We start from the raw sequence: 16055 nt of genomic DNA, 5'->3' as shown, positions 1-16055 counted from the left end.
AAAACGCTCGGCTGGGATACCCCAGCCGAGCGCCTCGCTAAGCTCCTAGCCGTCACCGACTAGCCAACGCGTTGCAACGACCCCTTGAAACCGCCCGCTATGCGTTAACAAGGGGCCCTTCCTTACAACAGCACGTGGGTCAGCGGCCCTGGTTGGCCACGGCGGCGGCGGCCGCCTTGGCGGCGGTCGGGTCGAGGTAGGTGCCGCCCAGCGTCAGCGGGCGCAGGTGCGGGTCGAGGTCGTAGCGCAGCGGGATCCCGGTCGGGATGTTGAGCTTGGCGATCGCCTCGTCGGAGATCTGGTCCAGGTGCTTGACCAGGGCACGCAGCGAGTTGCCGTGCGCGGCCACCAGCACCGTCCGCCCGGCCAGGACGTCCGGCACGATCGAGTCGTACCAGTAGGGCAGCATCCGCTCGACGACGTCCTTGAGGCACTCGGTGCGCGGCATCAGCTCGCTGGGCAGCAGCGCGTAGCGCGGGTCGCCCACCTGCGAGAACTCGTCGTCGTCCGCGATCGGCGGCGGCGGCGTGTCGTACGAGCGGCGCCAGAGCATGAACTGCTCCTCGCCGTACTCCTCCAGGGTCTGCTTCTTGTTCTTGCCCTGCAGTGCGCCGTAGTGCCGCTCGTTGAGCCGCCACGACCGCCGCACGGCGATCCAGTGCCGGTCGGCCGCGTTGAGCGCCAGCTCGGCGGTGCGGATCGCGCGGCGCATCACGCTGGTGTGCACCACGTCCGGCAGCAGGCTGTGCTCGCGCAGCAGCTCGCCGCCGCGGCGCGCCTCGTTCTCGCCCTTCTCGGTCAGGTCGACGTCGACCCAGCCGGTGAAGAGATTCTTGGCGTTCCAGTCGCTCTCGCCGTGCCGCAGCAGGACCAGCGTCCCGACGGTGGGCCCCTCGCTCGCAGTCATGCGGATCATCCTGCCGCACCCGGCGCGGGGACACGCGGGCAGTGGTCGTGACGACCACCACGTGGAAAGGCGATGACCGGGAAACTGGCCCCACACTAGGTTGTAAGGCGCGACAATCAGGACGGTCATTACGCGAGCGGGGGCGCCGACGTGCGGACGATGCGGGGTTGGTTCCGGGACACGACCGGTGGCCTGCCGGTCACCTTCTGGTACCTCTGGGCCGGCACGCTGATCAACCGGCTCGGCTCGTTCGTCCTGGTCTTCCTCGCCATCTACCTGACCCAGGAGCGCGACTTCTCCGCGTCGCAGGCGGGCCTCGTGATCGGCCTGTGGGGTGTCGGCGGCGCGGTCGGCACCACCGTCGGCGGCACCCTGACCGACCGCTGGGGCCGCCGGCCGACCCTGCTCACCGCGCACCTCGGCGCGGCCACCATGATGCTCGCCCTCGGCTTCGCCCGGGAACTCTGGGCGGTGGCGCTCGGCGCGCTGCTGCTCGGCATGTTCGCCGAGGCCGCCCGCCCGGCGTTCGGGGCGATGATGATCGACGTGGTGCCGGAGAAGGACCGGCTGCGCGCCTTCTCGCTGAACTACTGGGCGATCAACCTCGGCTTCGCCTGCGCCGCGGTCCTCGCCGGCCTCGCCGCCGAGGCCGGCTACCTGCTGCTCTTCGTGGTCGACGCGACCACCACCGTGATCACCGCGCTGATCATCTTCGCCAAGGTCGGCGAGACCCGGCGGGCCCCCGTCGTCGGCGCCCGCCACAAGGGCCCCGGGGCGCCGGCCGGGGCGCTGCGCACCATCCTGGCCGACCGCGTCTACCTGGGCTTCGTGGCGCTCAACCTGTTCGGCGCGCTGGTCTTCCTCCAGCACATCTCGATGCTGCCGATCGCGATGGGCGACTCGGGCCTGAGCCCCGCCACGTACGGCTCGGTGATCGCGCTCAACGGGGTGCTGATCGTGGTCGGCCAGCTCTTCGTACCCCGGCTGATCAAGGGCCGGAGCCGGTCGCACGTGCTCGCCCTCGCCTCCGTGGTGATGGGCGTCGGGTTCGGTCTCACCGCGTTCGCGGACGCGGCCTGGTTCTACGGCCTGACCGTGCTGATCTGGACCGTCGGCGAGATGCTCAACTCGCCGTCCAACGCCACCCTGATCGCCGAGCTCTCCCCCGCCGAGCTGCGCGGCCGCTACCAGGGCGTGTTCTCACTCTCCTGGCAGGTCGCCGGCGCCGTCGCGCCGGTCCTCGGCGGCCTGGTCCGTGAGCAGGCCGGCAACGGCGAGCTCTGGCTCGGCTGCGCGTTGATCGGCGGGCTGATGGCGATCGCCCACCTGGTCTCCGGCCCGGCCCGGGAGCGGCGGGCCGTCGCCCTGCGCGGGGCCACCGGGACCGTCGTGCCGGTGGTGGCGGTCCGACCGCCCGCGCCGGAGGCGGCCGAGGCGGCGGCCACCGCGCCCGCCGAGCCGCTGGTGCCCGGCGCGGACGCCGGCCCGCCTGCCGACCCGCGACGGTCGGCCGAGTCGAGCGGCGTGCGGTGAGTCGGGCGCCCACTCCGGGCCGGCCCGACCGGCGTGCGGTGATCAGCGACACGCTGGCGCGCCGGACCCGGGCTTCCTACGGTCGAGCCTGAACCGTTAACAAACACAACTGTCTGGAGGGACGGGTGCGGGCCCTGCGTCGTTGGCTGGACGACACCGCGGGCGGCCTCCCCGCCACCTTCTGGTACCTCTGGGCCGGCCTGCTGATCAACCGGGCCGGTGCCTTCGCGATGCTCTTCCTGTCGCTCTACCTGACCGATGCGCGCGGCGCGAGCGCGGCGCTGGCGGGCACGGTGGTCGGGGCGTACGGGCTGGGCGGGGCGGGCGGCGTGCTGCTCGGCGGGGTGCTGGCAGACCGGTGGGGACGCCGGGCCACCCTGCTCGCCGCCCACCTGGTCACCGCCGGGCTCATGGTCGCGCTGGCCTTCAGCCGGCACCTGGTGGTGATCGCCGTGCTCGCCGCCCTGGTCGGGTTGGCGCACTCGATGCCCAGCCCCGCCTTCGTCGCGGCGATCGTCGACGTGGTGCCCGATCGGCGTCGCGCCCGCGCGTTCAACCTCCAGTTCTGGGCGTTCAACCTCGGCATGGCGGTGGCCTCGCTGCTGGCCGGCCTGCTCGCCGAGGCCAGCTTCCTCGCGCTCTTCCTGGTCGACGCCGCCGCCACCCTGGTCGCGGCCCTGGTGATCGCCTGGAAGGTCCCGGAAACGCTTGCGCGGGTGCGGGTCGGCCGGGCGGCAGGTGCCGCAGCGGCGGCGGGACACCGGGAGCGGGCGGCACGGCGGCGGGGGCGTCCCCGCGCGCCCGGGCTGCACACGGCCCTGACGGACCGCACCTTCCTCACCTTCGTGGGCCTGACCTTCGTGCTGGCCGTGCTGACCATGCAGACCTCGACGATCATGCCGCTGGCGATGCGGACGGACGGGCTGCGCCCATCGGCGTACGGGGCGGTGGTCGCGCTCGGCGGGGTGCTGATCGTGGTGGGGCAGCTCTTCGTGCCGAGGCTGATCGAGCGGCACCGCAAGCACCACGTCCTGGCCGTGTCGACCGTGCTGCTGGCGGCCGGCTTCGCCGTCCTCGCCGTCGCCGACGACCTGGCGGTGTACCTGGCCGCGGCGGTGGTCTGGACGGTCGGCCAGATGCTCGCCGCCCCGCCGAACGCCCAGATCAACGCCGACCTCGCCCCGCCCGAGCTGCGCGCCCGCTACCAGTCGGTGTTCTACCTGGCGTTCCCGGCGGCGTCGTTCGTGGCGCCCACGCTGGGCGGGGTGAGCCTGCAGTACCTCGGGGACGGGCACTGGCTCGTCGTCGGCGGGCTGGGGCTGCTCGCGGCCGGCTGTCACCTGCTGACGGGTCCGTCCCGCGACCGCCGGGTGGCCGCCCTCCGCGCCGCCCACACCCAGGCCCACCTCCGGCCCGCGACCCCCGCCCGGGCTCCCGCACCGGTGCGCTGATCCCTACGGCCGGCCGCGGTCAGGAAGGCCGGCATCGCCGCGCACCTGGCGAGAGGCGGACGGGCCCCGGGAAAAGCAGAGCGCCCATCACGACGCGTGGTCGTGATGGGCGCTCGCACGGTATGACCGGCGGCGGCGGGCGATACCCACCCCCGTAGGCGTCGCCCGCTCGCGCCGCCGGTCCAAACAGGTGGCCACCGTCCCCCAACGGTGTTGTTCCACCCGTCCCCTGCGCCTCGCTCGGTGCACGGATCTGATCGATCCGCCGCTCCCCCGAACGTTTCCGAGCGTGGCGCGGTGCAATAAAGTTAGTTCGCCCGGATTCCCGATTCAAGCTGGGTCGGCTGTCTCGCCGGTCACAGCACCCGGTGTCCCACCCGGATGTCGCTGCCTCGGTCCTCCGTCGTGGCAAACAGCGGATACCCGTCGGCCATTCCCCCAAACACGTCAGGCGTCCTCACGATCTGGGGATTCCGTACGGAAGAAGTTGCTGGGCCGGCCGTCGCGGAGCTGCTCCTGGTAGATCAGGTTCAGCTTGCGATCGTCGAAGGTGCGGAACCACTCGTCCCAGGTGATCTCGCGGATCCGGCTGCTCTCCCGGTAGCCGGGGATGTTGAACGTGAGCACGCCGGCCCGGCCCTCCCGCTCGGTACCCGCGATCGTCGCCGGCTTCGCGCCGCGCTCCTGCGCCCAGCGCCGGATCACGTCGTGGTCCGCGGTGACCAGACTGCGGCCGGGGCGCTCGGGCCGGTCGGCGGTCGAGGTGATCACCTGCGAGGAACGCACCGACCGCGAGGAGGCTCGGCCGGTCCGGACCGGGGTCGCCTTCGTCGCCGTACCGCCGCGCGCCACGCCGGCCCGCGACGACGCCGGCGCGGACGTCCTCGCCGCCGTGGTCTTCCGGGCCGCCGCCGTGGTGGTCTTCCGGGCTGGCGCGATCTTCTTCGCGGGCGCGGTCTTCTTCGCCGCCGCCGCCCTCTTGGCAGGGGCCGTCTTCTTGGCGGGGGCCGCCTTCGCGGCGGCCTTCCGGGCCGGAGCCTTCTTCGCCGGGGCGGTCTTGTTCGCGGCCTTCGCCCGGCTCGGGGCGGCCTTGCCCGCGGCCCGTCCGGCAGCCGCCTTCTTCGTGGCGGCGGCCCGGCCGGCCGATGCCTTCGTCCCCGTCGCGCGGCCGGCGGGGCCGGTGCCGCGGCGGGCGGCGCCGCCCGCCGGGCGCTCCGCACGTAGGGTCCGCGCCAGCGTCTTCACCAGTTCCGGCTTGCGCAGCGCGGAGATCCCGGAGACCCCGCGCCGGCGCAACTGGCCCCGGATCTCGTCCACCTTCATCCGCGAGATGTCGGACTCGGAGATCCCCGGCGTGTTCGGGGTCTGGTTGCCCGCCTGCCGTTTCGTCCTGGTCGCAGTCCCGCCGCGACCTGAGCTGTTCCGCTGAGCCATGGGATGCTCACGCTCCTCGACAGTTGGTCCTCGGCGCGCGGCGGGTCCCAGTGCCGCACCGCGCGGTGCGGCATACCCGTCAGGACCGGTCCGAACCTCCCGCCGGGGCACCCGCACCGGGAGCGCCGCCCCCGGTGCCGGCGGCCCCCGCGGAGCCCGCGTCGCCAGCGGGGCCGGCGGCGGCCGGGGACGGCTCGAAGAGGTGCGCGAACGCCGCGAGGTTCGCGGTGGATTCACCCCGCTTGACCCGCCACTCCCACTCCCGGCGGATCGAGCTGCCGAAGCCGATCTCCAGCATCGTGTCGAAGGACTCGTCGGCGTACGTCAGCACCGCGCCGAGCAGCCGGTCCAGCTCGTCGGCGTCGATCCCCGCCGGGTTGACCCGGCCGGTCAGGTAGACGTCGCCGACCGCGTCGACGGAGAAGGACACCGCGTACATCCGGGCGTTGCGCTGCAACAGCCAGGCCCACAGCTCCTCGCGGCGCTCGTCCGGTTGGCGCATCACGAACGCCTCGACCCGCAGCGCGTGCTCACCGACGATCAGGTTGCAGACCGTCTTCAGCTTGTGGGTGCCCGGCAGCGTGACCGCGTACGAGCCCGGGCCGGTCGACTCCCAGGCCAGCTCCCGCTCGTCGCAGACCGCCTCGATCAGGGCCGCCAGATCGTCCTTCGCGCTCATCGGCCCACTCTACGGCCGCCCACGCCCCGGCACGGGGGTGGCGGCGGACGGCCCGCCGCCACCGGCGACCGGGCCCGTCACCAGGAGCAGGACATCGCCGCGTCGCCGGCCAGCTCGGAGGCGAGCCGGGCCCGGTGGTCGGCGATCGCCTCGCCGTAGACGGCGAGCAGCCCCGAGGCCGTCCGCTGCCAGGAGAACGCGCGGGCGTGCCGGGCCGCGCCCCGGGACAGCTCGGCCCGGCGCCGCCGGTCGGGCAGCAGGCGGCCGAGCGTACGGGCCCAGTCGACCGGGTCGTGGCCGTCGACGAGCAGGCCGCTGACCTGGTCCCGGACCGCGGTCACCAGCCCGCCGACGGCGGCGGCCACCACCGGCGTGCCGCATGCCTGGGCCTCCAGCGCCACCAGCCCGAAGGACTCGTTGTACGACGGCACCGCCACCAGGTCGGCCGCCCGGTACAGGGCGGGCAGGTCGTCGCCCGTCTGCGGCGGCAGGAACCGCACCCGGTCGGCGACGCCGAGCGAGGCGGCCAGCTCCATCAGGGCGGTCGGCCGGTCCAGGCCGCTGCCGCTGGGGCCGCCGCAGATCACCACGGTCACCTCGTCGGCGAGCGCCGGGTCGCGCTCACGCAGCGCGGCCACGGCACGGACGAGCACGTCCGGGGCCTTCAGCGGCTGGATGCGGCCGACGAAGGCCACCACGTACCCGGTGGCGGGCAACCCGAGCCGGCGGCGGGCGGCGCGCTTGTGCCCCTCGGGGGCGGGGCGGAACCGGTCCAGGTCCACGCCGGGCTCGACGATTGCCACCTGGGCCGGGTCCGCGTCGTACCGGTCGATCAGGTCCCGGGCCTCGACCGCGGTGTTCGCGACGAGCCGGTCGGCCTCGGCGACCACCTGCTCCTCGCCGATGACGCGGGCCTTGGGTTCCGGCCGGTCCCCGGCGGCGAGCTGGGCGTTCTTGACCTTCGCCAGGGTGTGCGCGGTGTGCACCAGCGGCACGCCCCAGCGCTCCTTGGCCAGCCAGCCGACCTGGCCCGAGAGCCAGTAGTGGGAGTGGATCAGGTCGTAGTGGCCCGGTGGGCGGGACGCCTCGGCGCGCAGCACGCCGGCGGTGAAGGCGCAGAGCTGACCCGGCAGCTCCTCCTTCGTGAGCCCTTCGAGCGGGCCGGCGGTGACGTGCCGGACGTGCACGCCGGGGGCCGTCTCGACGACCGGAGGCAGGTCGCCGGAGGTCGCCCGGGTGAAGATCTCCACCTCGACGTCCGCCTCGGCGAGCCGCCGCGCGACCTCCAGGATGTAGACGTTCATGCCGCCCGCGTCGCCGGTGCCCGGCTGGTGCAGGGGCGAGGTGTGCACCGAGAGCGTGGCGATCCGCCGGGGGCGGGGCCACGGACGCGCACCGCGCTGACGACCCACACCGGTGTGCACTTCCGCCACGTCCGCTCCCTCTGTCACGGTTTATGCCGTCCCGCACGCCCGGCGCTTTTCGGACAACGTCCTCGCCGGATGTCATCTTCCCGATCCCGCCCACGTGATGCGCGGGGGCGACCCCCGGGCGTGACGGACCTCATCACCGCGCCGAGGGCGCCCGGCGCGGCCGGCCGGGTGAGAATGGCCGGATGACCTCTGTCGCCGTCGTCACCGGAGCGTCCAGCGGGATCGGCGCGGCCACCGCCCGCCGGCTCGCCGCCGAGGGCTTCCACGTGCTCGCCGCCGCGCGGCGTACCGACCGGCTGGCCGCCCTGATCGCGGAGATCGAGGCAGCGGGGGGCGCGGCCACCGCCGTGTCCTGCGACGTCACCTCCGACGAGTCGGTGGCCGGGCTCGCCGAGACCGCGGCCGCTGCGCCGGGGCCGGTCACCCTGCTGGTCAACAACGCCGGCGGCGCGCGCGGCCTGGACCCGGTCGAGTCCGGGTCGGTCGGCGACTGGCAGTGGATGTACGACGTCAACGTGCTCGGCACGCTGCGCGTCACCCAGGCGTTGCTGCCCGCGCTGGAGGCGTCCGGGGCCGGCACCATCGTGATCGTCTCCTCGACCGCCGGCTTCACCGTGTACGAGGGCGGTGGCGGCTACACCGCCGCCAAGCACGCGCAGACGGCCGTCGCCGGCACCCTGCGCCTGGAGTTGTGCGGCCGCCCGGTCCGGGTGGTGGAGATCGACCCCGGCATGGTGAAGACCGACGAGTTCGGGCTGGTGCGCTTCGGCGGGGACGCCGAGAAGGCGGCGGCGGTCTACGCCGGGGTCGCCGAGCCGCTGGTGGCCGACGACGTCGCCGACTGCGTCGCCTGGTGCGCGACCCGCCCGCAGCACGTCAACGTCGACCGCCTCGTGGTGCGCCCGCTGGCGCAGGCCGCCCAGCACAAGGTGCACCGGGTCGGCTGAGCCGGACCGGCGGTCGACGATGGCGGGCACGGCACGGCACCGGCCGCTCGGTGTGGTGACCCGGGGGACGACCAACCCCAACCGGCTCCGCCGGGTGGACAACTGGATCGTCGAGACCTGCGGGGAGGCGCTGCGCGACGCCGCCGACCCGCTGGTGGTGGACCTCGGCTACGGCGCCACCCCGGTCACCGCCGTCGAGCTGCGCGCCCGGCTCGCCGCCGGGGTCCGTGCCGACGTGCGGGTGGTCGGGCTGGAGATCGATCCCGTACGCGTGGCCGCCGCCCAGCCCGCCGCCGACCCGCCCCGGCTGGCGTTCGCCCGGGGCGGGTTCGAGCTGGCCGGGCTGCGTCCCGCCCTGGTCCGCGCGTTCAACGTCCTGCGCCAGTACGACGAGCGCGAGGTGGCCGGCGCCTGGCGGACGATGACCGCCGCGCTGGCCCCGGGCGGGCTGCTGGTGGAGGGCACCTGCGACGAGCTGGGCCGGCTCGGCGGCTGGGTGCTGCTCGACGCGGACGGTCCCCGGACGCTCACCCTGGCCGCGAAGCTCACCACCCTGGGCACCCCGGCGGAACTGGCCGAACGGCTACCCAAGGCGCTCATCCACCGCAACGTCCCCGGCGAGCGGATCCACGACCTGATCGGGGCGCTCGCCGACGCCTGGCACGCCGCCGCCGGCTACGCCCCGTTCGGCCCCCGCCAGCGCTGGCTCCACGCGGTGTCCGCCGTACGCGGGTCGGGCTGGCCGATCCTCGACGGCCCCCGCCGCTGGCGCCACGGCGAGCTCACCCTCCCCTGGCCCGCCGTCTCCCCCACCTGACGGGGGCGGGGGCGGGGTCAGATGGCGCAGTTGACGAGGACGGGTTCGGGGTGGAGGGTGACGCCGAAGCGGCGGTGGACGCCGTCGCGGATCTCCCGGGCCAGCTCGACCAGGGCGGCGGTGCTGGCGGTGCCGCCGCGGTTGGTCAGGGCGAGGGTGTGCTTGCCGGAGATGGCGGTGCCCTCCGGGCCCGGGTGGCCCTTGCCGAAGCCGGCCTTGTCGATCAGCCAGGCCGCGCTGATCTTCACCATGTCCCCCGGGCAGGGCCACGACGGCGGCTCGCCCAGGTCGGCGGCGCGCTCGCGCAGCAGCTCGTACGCCGCGCGGTCCAGCACCGGGTTGGTGAAGAACGAGCCGACCGACCGGGTGTCCGGGTCGGTCGCGTCGAGCACCATGCCCTTGCCGGCGCGCAGCCGCAGCACCGTGGCCCGGGCGTCGGCCAGCGGCACCCGGTCCCCCACCTCCACGCCGAGCGCCCGGGCCAGTTCGGCGTAGCGCACCGGGCCGGACAGCGGCGAGCGGGCCAGCCGGAAGTCGACCGACAGCACCACCCAGCGGTCGCTGTACTTGAAGATGCTGGAGCGGTAGGCGAAGCCGCAGTCGGCGGCGGGGATCCGCCCGACCGTCCCGTCGACCCGGTCGTGGACCCGCACGCCGGTGATGGTCTCGGCGACCTCCTGCCCGTACGCGCCGACGTTCTGGATCGGGGTGGCGCCGGTCGAGCCGGGGATGCCGGAGAGGCACTCCAGACCGGACCAGCCGTTGGCCACGGTGGCGGCGACCAGGTCGTCCCAGGGCTCGCCGGCCTCGACGCGTACGGTGACCGTCGCGGCGTCCTCGTCGACCACCCGCAGGCCCCGGGAGCGGACCAGGACCACGGTGCCGGGGAAGCCGGCGTCGCCGATCACCACGTTGCTGCCGCCGGCGAGGACCAGGACCGGCTCGTCCCGTTCGCCCGCCTCCCGCACCGCCCGGACGATCTCGTCCGCGTCGGTGCCGGCCACGACGCGTCCGGCCGGTCCGCCCAGGCGCAATGTGGTGTATCGCGCCAGTTCGCACGTGGCGGCGGGTTCGGTGCCGGTTGTCGGCTGGGCGTAGACGTCAGACACGCCTTTCACCCTAGGCTGAGGGGTAGCCGCGGCGCCCACTGGTGGCCCGGTCACCCCCGGGAGGATGGCGATGAGCAGACTGCACGGCACGAAGGACTTCTGGATCGGTGCGCTCCGGGCGGAGGGCCCGGCGTTCGCCGCGGCCGTGGCGGAGGCGCCACCGGAGACCCCGGTGCTGTCCTGTCCCGGCTGGACCGTCGCCGACCTGACCCTGCACCTCGCCGCCATCTACCGCTGGGTGCACTCGTTCGCGGGCGCCGGCGCGGCCACCCGGCCGCCGGGCCGGCCCGAGCGGATCGAGCCGGAGGCCGGCGTCGCCCCGCTCCGGCTCTGGCAGCAGGAGTACGACCGGCTGATGACCCTCTTCGACGCCCTCGACCCGGAGGCCCCGGCCTGGAACTGGGCCCCCCAGCCGAAGAAGGCGGGCTTCTGGCCGCGCCGGATGGCGCACGAGACCGCGGTGCACCGCTGGGACGCCCAGCTGGCGATCGCCGCCGGTGAGCCGGTCGAGGCCAAGCTCGCCGCCGACGGGGTGAGCGAGGTGCTGGACACCTGGCTGCCCGCCGGCCGGCGCCGCACCGCCGGCCAGTGGCACGGGGTGGTGCAGCTCTCCGCGGTCGACGCCGCCCAGCAGTGGTTCCTCCGGCTGCGCGGCGAGGGGGTGGCCCTGCTGGACACCGCCACCATCTTCGACCACGACGACCACCACGCCCGGGCGCAGGTCAGCGGCACGGCAAGCGACCTGCTGCTCGCGCTCTGGGGCCGGGTCAGCTTCGACACGCTCGACGTGGCCGGCGACCCCGCCCTGCTCGAGGGTCTGCGCGTCGGCTGACCTTCGCCGCGGAGCCGGGCCCCGAGGGCTCCGCGCGGTCCCGCCGCACGTCCGCCAGTGGCCGCCCCCGTCCCGGGGGCGGCCACTGGCGGACGCAGCCCTCGCCGGCTCCGGTCGGCGGTCAGCTCCGCCTCGGCCGCCCGGTCCGTGGCCGGCCCGGCGACGGCGGTCTCCGCACGGTATTGAGAGCGCTCTCTTGACACCGCCCCCACCAGGCACCACCCTGTCGTGAGAGCGCTCTCTCAGCTCCGTTCCACCACCTGCCTCACCACCTCAGACGACCTGAGAGGGGTCCGACAGAAATGGGTGTCTTTCCGCGCCGCCGCCTGGCGGCGGTGGCTCTCGTCGCCGCCACCGCGCTGTTCGCCACCGCCGGCTGCGCCGGCGGCGACGAACCCGCCGACGACGGCCAGATCACGCTGACGGTCGACGTGTTCAGCCAGTTCGGCTACGAGGAGCTCTACCAGGAGTACATGGCCAGCCACCCCGGCGTGAAGATCGTCGAGCGGGGCACCGGCACCAACCTCGACGACTACTCGCCGAAGCTGACCCAGTGGCTCGCCGCCGGCAAGGGCGCGGGCGACGTCGTCGCCATCGAAGAGGGGTTGATGGTCGAGTACAAGGCCAACCCCGACAACTTCGTCAACCTGCTCGACCACGGCGGGGCCAAACTCCAGGGCAACTTCCTGGAGTGGAAGTGGAAGGGCGGGATGACCCAGGACGGCAAGCTGATCGGCCTGGGCACCGACGTCGGCGGCATGGCGATGTGCTACCGCAAGGACCTGTTCGCCAAGGCCGGCCTGCCCACCGAGCGCGACGAGGTGTCCAAGCTCTGGCCGGCCTGGCAGGACTACATCAGGGTCGGCGAGCAGTTCAAGGCGAAGAACACCGGCGCGGCGTTCCTGGACGCCGCGACCAACATCTTCAACACCATCGTGCTCCAGACGGCGGGCAACGCGCAGGGCTACCACTACTACGACACCGCCGACAACCTGGTGGTGGACAGCAACCCGGCCGTCCGGCAGGCCTGGGACACCACGATGGACATCGTCGACTCCGGGCTGTCCGGGAGGTACGGGTCCTGGTCCGAGGAGTGGGTCTCGGCCTTCAAGCAGGCCAAGTTCGCCACCATCGCCTGCCCGGCCTGGATGACCGGCGTCATCGAGGGCAACGCGGGGGCCGAGGCCAAGGGCAAGTGGGACATCGCCCGGGTGCCCGGCGACGGCGGCAACTGGGGCGGGTCGTGGCTCGCCGTGCCCGCCCAGAGCAAGCACCGCGCCGAGGCGATCGAGCTGGCGAAGTTCCTGACCAGCGCCAAGGGCCAGATCGGAGCGTTCAAGGCCAAGGGGCCGCTGCCCTCCTCGCCGCAGGCGCTGGCCGACCCGGCGATCGTCGACGCCAGGAACGCGTACTTCTCGGACGCACCGGTGGGGCAGATCTTCGGCGCGGGCGCCAAGACCCTCAAGCCGGTCTACATGGGGCCGAAGAACCAGGCCGTCCGCACCGAGGTCGAGAACGCCGTCCGCACGGTCGAACTCGGTCAGCGCAGCCCCGAGCAGGGCTGGACGGACGCGGTGAACAACGCGAAGAAGGCCGCCGCCAAGTAGCCCGAACCGGACGTGCGGGCGGGTGGGCGCCGGGGGCGCCGATCCCGCCCGCACCGTGAAAGGAGTGATCCGGGCATGGCCGTCCAGCTCGGCGCGCGCCCGCCGGTCGCACCGGCGCCCCGCACCGGCCGGCGTACGCCGGGGATGCGGCTCAGCCGCCTCGACACGAAGTTCTCGCCCTACCTCTTCGTCGCCCCGTTCTTCGTGCTCTTCGCGGTGTTCGGGGTGTACCCGCTGGCCTACACGTTCTGGGTCTCGCTGCACGACTGGGACCTGCTCGGCAGCGACCACCCGTTCGTCGGCCTCGACAACTACAGCCGCCTACTGGCGGACACCGACTTCTGGCACGCGGTCGTCAACACCCTCGGCATCTTCGTCATCTCCACCGTCCCGCAGCTACTGGCCGCGCTCTGGCTGGCCAACCTGCTCAACCGGCGGCTGCGGGCCCGGACGACGTTCCGGATGGCGGTGCTGATCCCCAACATCACCTCGACCGCCGCCGTCGCGATCGTCTTCGGGGTGCTCTTCGGCCGCGAGTTCGGCATGGTCAACTGGCTACTCGACCTGGTCGGGATCGACGCCGTCGAGTGGAAGTCCAACCGGTTCGCGTCCTGGGTGGCCATCTCGGCGATGGTCGACTGGCGGTGGACCGGCTACAACGCGCTGATCTTCCTGGCCGCGATGCAGGCCATCCCGCGCGACCTGTACGAGTCGGCCGCCATCGACGGCGCCGGCCGGGTCCGGCAGTTCTGGTCGATCACCGTGCCGCTGCTCAAGCCGACGATCATCTTCACCGTCATCATCTCCACCATCGGCGGGCTCCAGCTCTTCACCGAGCCCCGGCTCTTCCACTCCGGGACCAACCCGATCCGCGGCGGACCGCTGCGGGAGTCGCAGACCGTGACCATGTACATGTTCGAGAACGCCTTCGCGCCCCACTACAACTTCGGGTACGGCTCGGCGGTGGCGTGGCTGCTCTTCGCGCTGATCGCGGTCGTCGCGGCGGTCAACGTGCTGCTCCTGCGCCGGCTCGGTGCCTCGCGGCCCCCGAAGGTGGACGCGAGGCCGAAGGAAGGATCCCGATGACCCGCCTCTGGGCCGCCAGCCGGCTCACCTACGCCGCGCTGATCGCCGCCGGGGTTCTGTCGATCTTCCCGATCTACTGGATGTTCGTGGTGGCGAGCCGCTCCAACGACGCGATGGGCCAGCTCCCGCCCCCGGTCACCCCCGGCGGCAACCTCGGCGCGAACGTCTCCCGCCTGCTCGGCAACACCGACGCGTACTTCGTCACCGGCCTGGTCAACTCGGCGATCGTGGCGACCACGGTCACCGTCTCGGTGGTCTTCTTCTCCACGCTGGCCGGGTTCGCCTTCGCCAAGCTGCGGTTCCGGGGCCGCAACGCGCTGCTCATGGTGATCATCGCGACGATGATGGTGCCCACCCAGCTCGGCGTCATCCCGCTCTACCTGCTGATGACCAGGCTGAACTGGAACGACCGGCTGCCGGCGGTGATCGTGCCGGCCCTGGTCACCGGCTTCGGGGTGTTCATGATGCGGCAGTACGCCGGCCAGGCCGTCAGCGACGAGCTGATCGAGGCGGCCCGGATGGACGGCTGCGGCACCGCGCGGATCTACTGGAACGTGGTGCTGCCGGCGCTGCGCCCGGCCGCCGCCGTGCTCGGGCTGCTCACCTTCATGACCACCTGGAACGACTTCCTCTGGCCGTACGCCGTCCTCAACGATCCGGAGAACCCGACCGTGCAGCTGGCGTTGCGCACCCTCTCCGACGGGTACTACACCGACATGTCCCAGGTGTTCACGGGGACGGCCATCGCCACCCTTCCGCTGCTCCTGGTCTTCGTCCTGTTCGGCCGCCAGATCATCGGCGGCATCATGGAAGGTGCTATCAAGGCGTGAGCACTCTGCGATTCCCCGAGAACTTCGTCTGGGGCGCGGCGACCGCCGCGTACCAGATCGAGGGCGCGGCCACCGACGACGGTCGCGGCCCGTCGATCTGGGACACCTTCAGCCGTACGCCGGGCAAGGTCCACCACGGGCACACCGGCGACGTCGCCTGCGACCACTATCACCGGTACGCCGACGACGTGGCGCTGATGGCGGAGCTGGGGCTGAAGGCGTACCGCTTCTCGGTGGCCTGGCCGCGGATCCAGCCCGACGGCACCGGCCCGGTCAACCCGCGCGGCCTGGACTTCTACGACCGGCTCACGGACTCGCTGCTGGACCGGGGCATCGACCCGATCGTGACGCTCTACCACTGGGACCTGCCGCAGAACCTCCAGGACCGGGGCGGCTGGACCAACCGGGAGACCGCCGAGCACTTCGCCACGTACGCCACCGCCGTGCACGCCCGGCTCGGCGACCGGGTGCGCACCTGGACCACGCTCAACGAACCGTGGTGCTCGGCGTACCTGGGCTACGGCAACGGGGTGCACGCCCCCGGCGAGCGGGACCCGGGCGCGGCCTTCACCGCCGTACACCACCTGCTGCTCGGGCACGGGCTGGCGGCCCGCGCGCTGCGCACGGCCGGCGCGGAGACCGTCGGGATCACCGTCAACCCGGCCGACGTGCGCCCGGCCGACGCCGACAGCGCCGCCGACGCGGCGGCCGTCCGCCTGGTCGACGGCCTGCACAACCGGATCTTCCTCGACCCGCTGCTGCGCGCGGCCTACCCGGAGGACGTGCTGGAGCACGTGGCCCGGATCGTCGAGCCGACGTTCGTCCGGGACGGCGACGAGAAGCTGATCGCCGCCCCGATCGACCTGCTCGGGGTCAACTACTACGCGCCCACCTACGTCGCCGGCCGGCCGGCCGGCGCGGGCGGCAGCGCGTACCCGGGCACCGAGGGCGCGGTGGAGTTCCTCCCGCCCGTCGGCCCGCTGACCGACATGGGCTGGATGATCGAGCCGGCGGGGCTGACCCGGCTGCTGGAGCGGCTCGCCACCGACTACCCCGGCGTGCCGCTGCTGATCACCGAGAACGGCGCCGCGTTTCCCGACAAGGCCGGCACCGGCGCCCCCGACGGTGCCGGGCAGGTGGTCGACGCCGACCGGATCGCCTACCTCGACGGGCACCTGCGCGCCGCGCACGAGGCGATCTCCCGAGGGGTGGACCTGCGGGGCTATCTCGTATGGTCGTTGTTGGACAACTTCGAGTGGGCCGAGGGTTACCGCCGACGGTTCGGGATCATCCACGTCGACTACCTGACCCAGCGCCGCACACCGAAGTCCAGCGCCCGGTGGTACCAGGAGGTGATCTCCCGGAACGGGCTGTGACGAGGCGGTGGTAA

14 protein-coding genes are annotated in these 16055 nt (G+C 73.3%); 9 read left to right on the top strand and 5 right to left on the bottom strand.

The window, feature by feature from the left end; translation table 11 throughout:
* Nucleotides 1–139: 139 nt before the first annotated feature.
* Complete coding sequence (locus tag AB0G14_RS11985) at nucleotides 140–907, bottom strand: phosphoglyceromutase (protein WP_357696383.1); 768 nt, start codon at nucleotides 905–907, stop codon at nucleotides 140–142.
* 150 nt (nucleotides 908–1057) lie between these two features.
* On the opposite strand from AB0G14_RS11985, the gene AB0G14_RS11980 reads away from it, so the two are divergent.
* Both AB0G14_RS11980 and AB0G14_RS11975 read left to right on the top strand, forming a co-directional pair.
* The gene (locus AB0G14_RS11980) at nucleotides 1058–2440 is read left to right on the top strand and encodes an MFS transporter (protein WP_357696381.1); all 1383 of its coding nucleotides are present in this window, start codon (nucleotides 1058–1060) and stop codon (nucleotides 2438–2440) included.
* 125 nt (nucleotides 2441–2565) lie between these two features.
* Nucleotides 2566–3891 carry an MFS transporter gene (locus AB0G14_RS11975; RefSeq protein ID WP_357696379.1) on the top strand — a complete coding sequence of 442 codons (1326 nt, stop codon included), beginning with the start codon at nucleotides 2566–2568 and terminating at the stop codon, nucleotides 3889–3891.
* Between the two features lie 447 nt (nucleotides 3892–4338).
* Here the strand turns inward: AB0G14_RS11975 and AB0G14_RS11970 are convergent, their stop codons facing one another.
* The 3 genes from AB0G14_RS11970 to mshA form a co-directional block, all read right to left on the bottom strand.
* A complete protein-coding gene (locus tag AB0G14_RS11970) occupies nucleotides 4339–5214 on the bottom strand; it encodes a hypothetical protein (protein WP_357696397.1) in 876 nt (291 codons plus the stop codon).
* Between the two features lie 190 nt (nucleotides 5215–5404).
* The gene (locus AB0G14_RS11965) at nucleotides 5405–6004 is read right to left on the bottom strand and encodes a YbjN domain-containing protein (protein ID WP_357696377.1); all 600 of its coding nucleotides are present in this window, start codon (nucleotides 6002–6004) and stop codon (nucleotides 5405–5407) included.
* A 77-nt stretch (nucleotides 6005–6081) separates the two neighbouring features.
* Nucleotides 6082–7437, bottom strand: coding sequence for a D-inositol-3-phosphate glycosyltransferase (gene mshA, locus AB0G14_RS11960; RefSeq protein WP_357696375.1), 1356 nt, complete (start codon nucleotides 7435–7437; stop codon nucleotides 6082–6084).
* A 182-nt stretch (nucleotides 7438–7619) separates the two neighbouring features.
* Here mshA and AB0G14_RS11955 point away from each other — a divergent pair, with 182 nt between their 5' ends.
* Complete coding sequence (locus AB0G14_RS11955) at nucleotides 7620–8384, top strand: SDR family NAD(P)-dependent oxidoreductase (RefSeq protein WP_357696373.1); 765 nt, start codon at nucleotides 7620–7622, stop codon at nucleotides 8382–8384.
* A gap of 19 nt (nucleotides 8385–8403) precedes the next feature.
* Nucleotides 8404–9201, top strand: coding sequence for a class I SAM-dependent methyltransferase (locus AB0G14_RS11950; RefSeq protein ID WP_357696371.1), 798 nt, complete (start codon nucleotides 8404–8406; stop codon nucleotides 9199–9201).
* A 17-nt stretch (nucleotides 9202–9218) separates the two neighbouring features.
* Here AB0G14_RS11950 and AB0G14_RS11945 read toward each other — a convergent pair whose 3' ends face one another.
* Nucleotides 9219–10310: a UDP-N-acetylmuramate dehydrogenase gene (locus AB0G14_RS11945; protein ID WP_357696369.1), complete on the bottom strand. Its 1092-nt coding sequence runs from the start codon at nucleotides 10308–10310 to the stop codon at nucleotides 9219–9221.
* Nucleotides 10311–10380: 70 nt separating this feature from the next.
* Here AB0G14_RS11945 and AB0G14_RS11940 point away from each other — a divergent pair, with 70 nt between their 5' ends.
* The 5 genes from AB0G14_RS11940 (at nucleotide 10381) to AB0G14_RS11920 (ending at nucleotide 16041) form a co-directional block, all read left to right on the top strand.
* Nucleotides 10381–11142 (top strand): maleylpyruvate isomerase family mycothiol-dependent enzyme, encoded by a 762-nt coding sequence (locus AB0G14_RS11940; RefSeq protein WP_357696367.1) that lies wholly within the window; start codon nucleotides 10381–10383, stop codon nucleotides 11140–11142.
* A 302-nt stretch (nucleotides 11143–11444) separates the two neighbouring features.
* Nucleotides 11445–12749: an extracellular solute-binding protein gene (locus AB0G14_RS11935; RefSeq protein WP_357696365.1), complete on the top strand. Its 1305-nt coding sequence runs from the start codon at nucleotides 11445–11447 to the stop codon at nucleotides 12747–12749.
* A gap of 75 nt (nucleotides 12750–12824) precedes the next feature.
* Entirely contained in the window at nucleotides 12825–13835 is a 1011-nt protein-coding gene (locus tag AB0G14_RS11930; protein WP_357696363.1) for a sugar ABC transporter permease, read from the top strand.
* Nucleotides 13832–14665 (top strand): carbohydrate ABC transporter permease, encoded by an 834-nt coding sequence (locus AB0G14_RS11925; RefSeq protein ID WP_357696361.1) that lies wholly within the window; start codon nucleotides 13832–13834, stop codon nucleotides 14663–14665. The genes AB0G14_RS11930 and AB0G14_RS11925 overlap by 4 nt, the downstream gene beginning before the upstream one ends.
* Nucleotides 14662–16041 carry a GH1 family beta-glucosidase gene (locus tag AB0G14_RS11920; RefSeq protein ID WP_357696359.1) on the top strand — a complete coding sequence of 460 codons (1380 nt, stop codon included), beginning with the start codon at nucleotides 14662–14664 and terminating at the stop codon, nucleotides 16039–16041. The genes AB0G14_RS11925 and AB0G14_RS11920 overlap by 4 nt, the downstream gene beginning before the upstream one ends.
* Nucleotides 16042–16055: the final 14 nt, after the last annotated feature.

Origin of the sequence: Micromonospora sp. NPDC023814, from assembly GCF_040639595.1 — a bacterium.
Classification (GTDB): domain Bacteria; phylum Actinomycetota; class Actinomycetes; order Mycobacteriales; family Micromonosporaceae; genus Micromonospora.
This window is presented reverse-complemented; position numbering and strand designations above follow the sequence as displayed.

What these genes read in the sequence shown, in the direction of transcription:
- AB0G14_RS11985 (WP_357696383.1), bottom strand. Translation starts at nt 907, where the DNA reads ATGACTGCGAGCGAGGGGCCCACCGTCGGGACGCTGGTCCTGCTGCGG.
- AB0G14_RS11970 (WP_357696397.1), bottom strand. Translation starts at nt 5,214, where the DNA reads ATGAAGGTGGACGAGATCCGGGGCCAGTTGCGCCGGCGCGGGGTCTCC.
- AB0G14_RS11965 (WP_357696377.1), bottom strand. Translation starts at nt 6,004, where the DNA reads ATGAGCGCGAAGGACGATCTGGCGGCCCTGATCGAGGCGGTCTGCGAC.
- AB0G14_RS11955 (WP_357696373.1), top strand. Translation starts at nt 7,620, where the DNA reads ATGACCTCTGTCGCCGTCGTCACCGGAGCGTCCAGCGGGATCGGCGCG.
- AB0G14_RS11950 (WP_357696371.1), top strand. Translation starts at nt 8,404, where the DNA reads ATGGCGGGCACGGCACGGCACCGGCCGCTCGGTGTGGTGACCCGGGGG.
- AB0G14_RS11940 (WP_357696367.1), top strand. Translation starts at nt 10,381, where the DNA reads ATGAGCAGACTGCACGGCACGAAGGACTTCTGGATCGGTGCGCTCCGG.
- AB0G14_RS11935 (WP_357696365.1), top strand. Translation starts at nt 11,445, where the DNA reads ATGGGTGTCTTTCCGCGCCGCCGCCTGGCGGCGGTGGCTCTCGTCGCC.
- AB0G14_RS11930 (WP_357696363.1), top strand. Translation starts at nt 12,825, where the DNA reads ATGGCCGTCCAGCTCGGCGCGCGCCCGCCGGTCGCACCGGCGCCCCGC.
- AB0G14_RS11925 (WP_357696361.1), top strand. Translation starts at nt 13,832, where the DNA reads ATGACCCGCCTCTGGGCCGCCAGCCGGCTCACCTACGCCGCGCTGATC.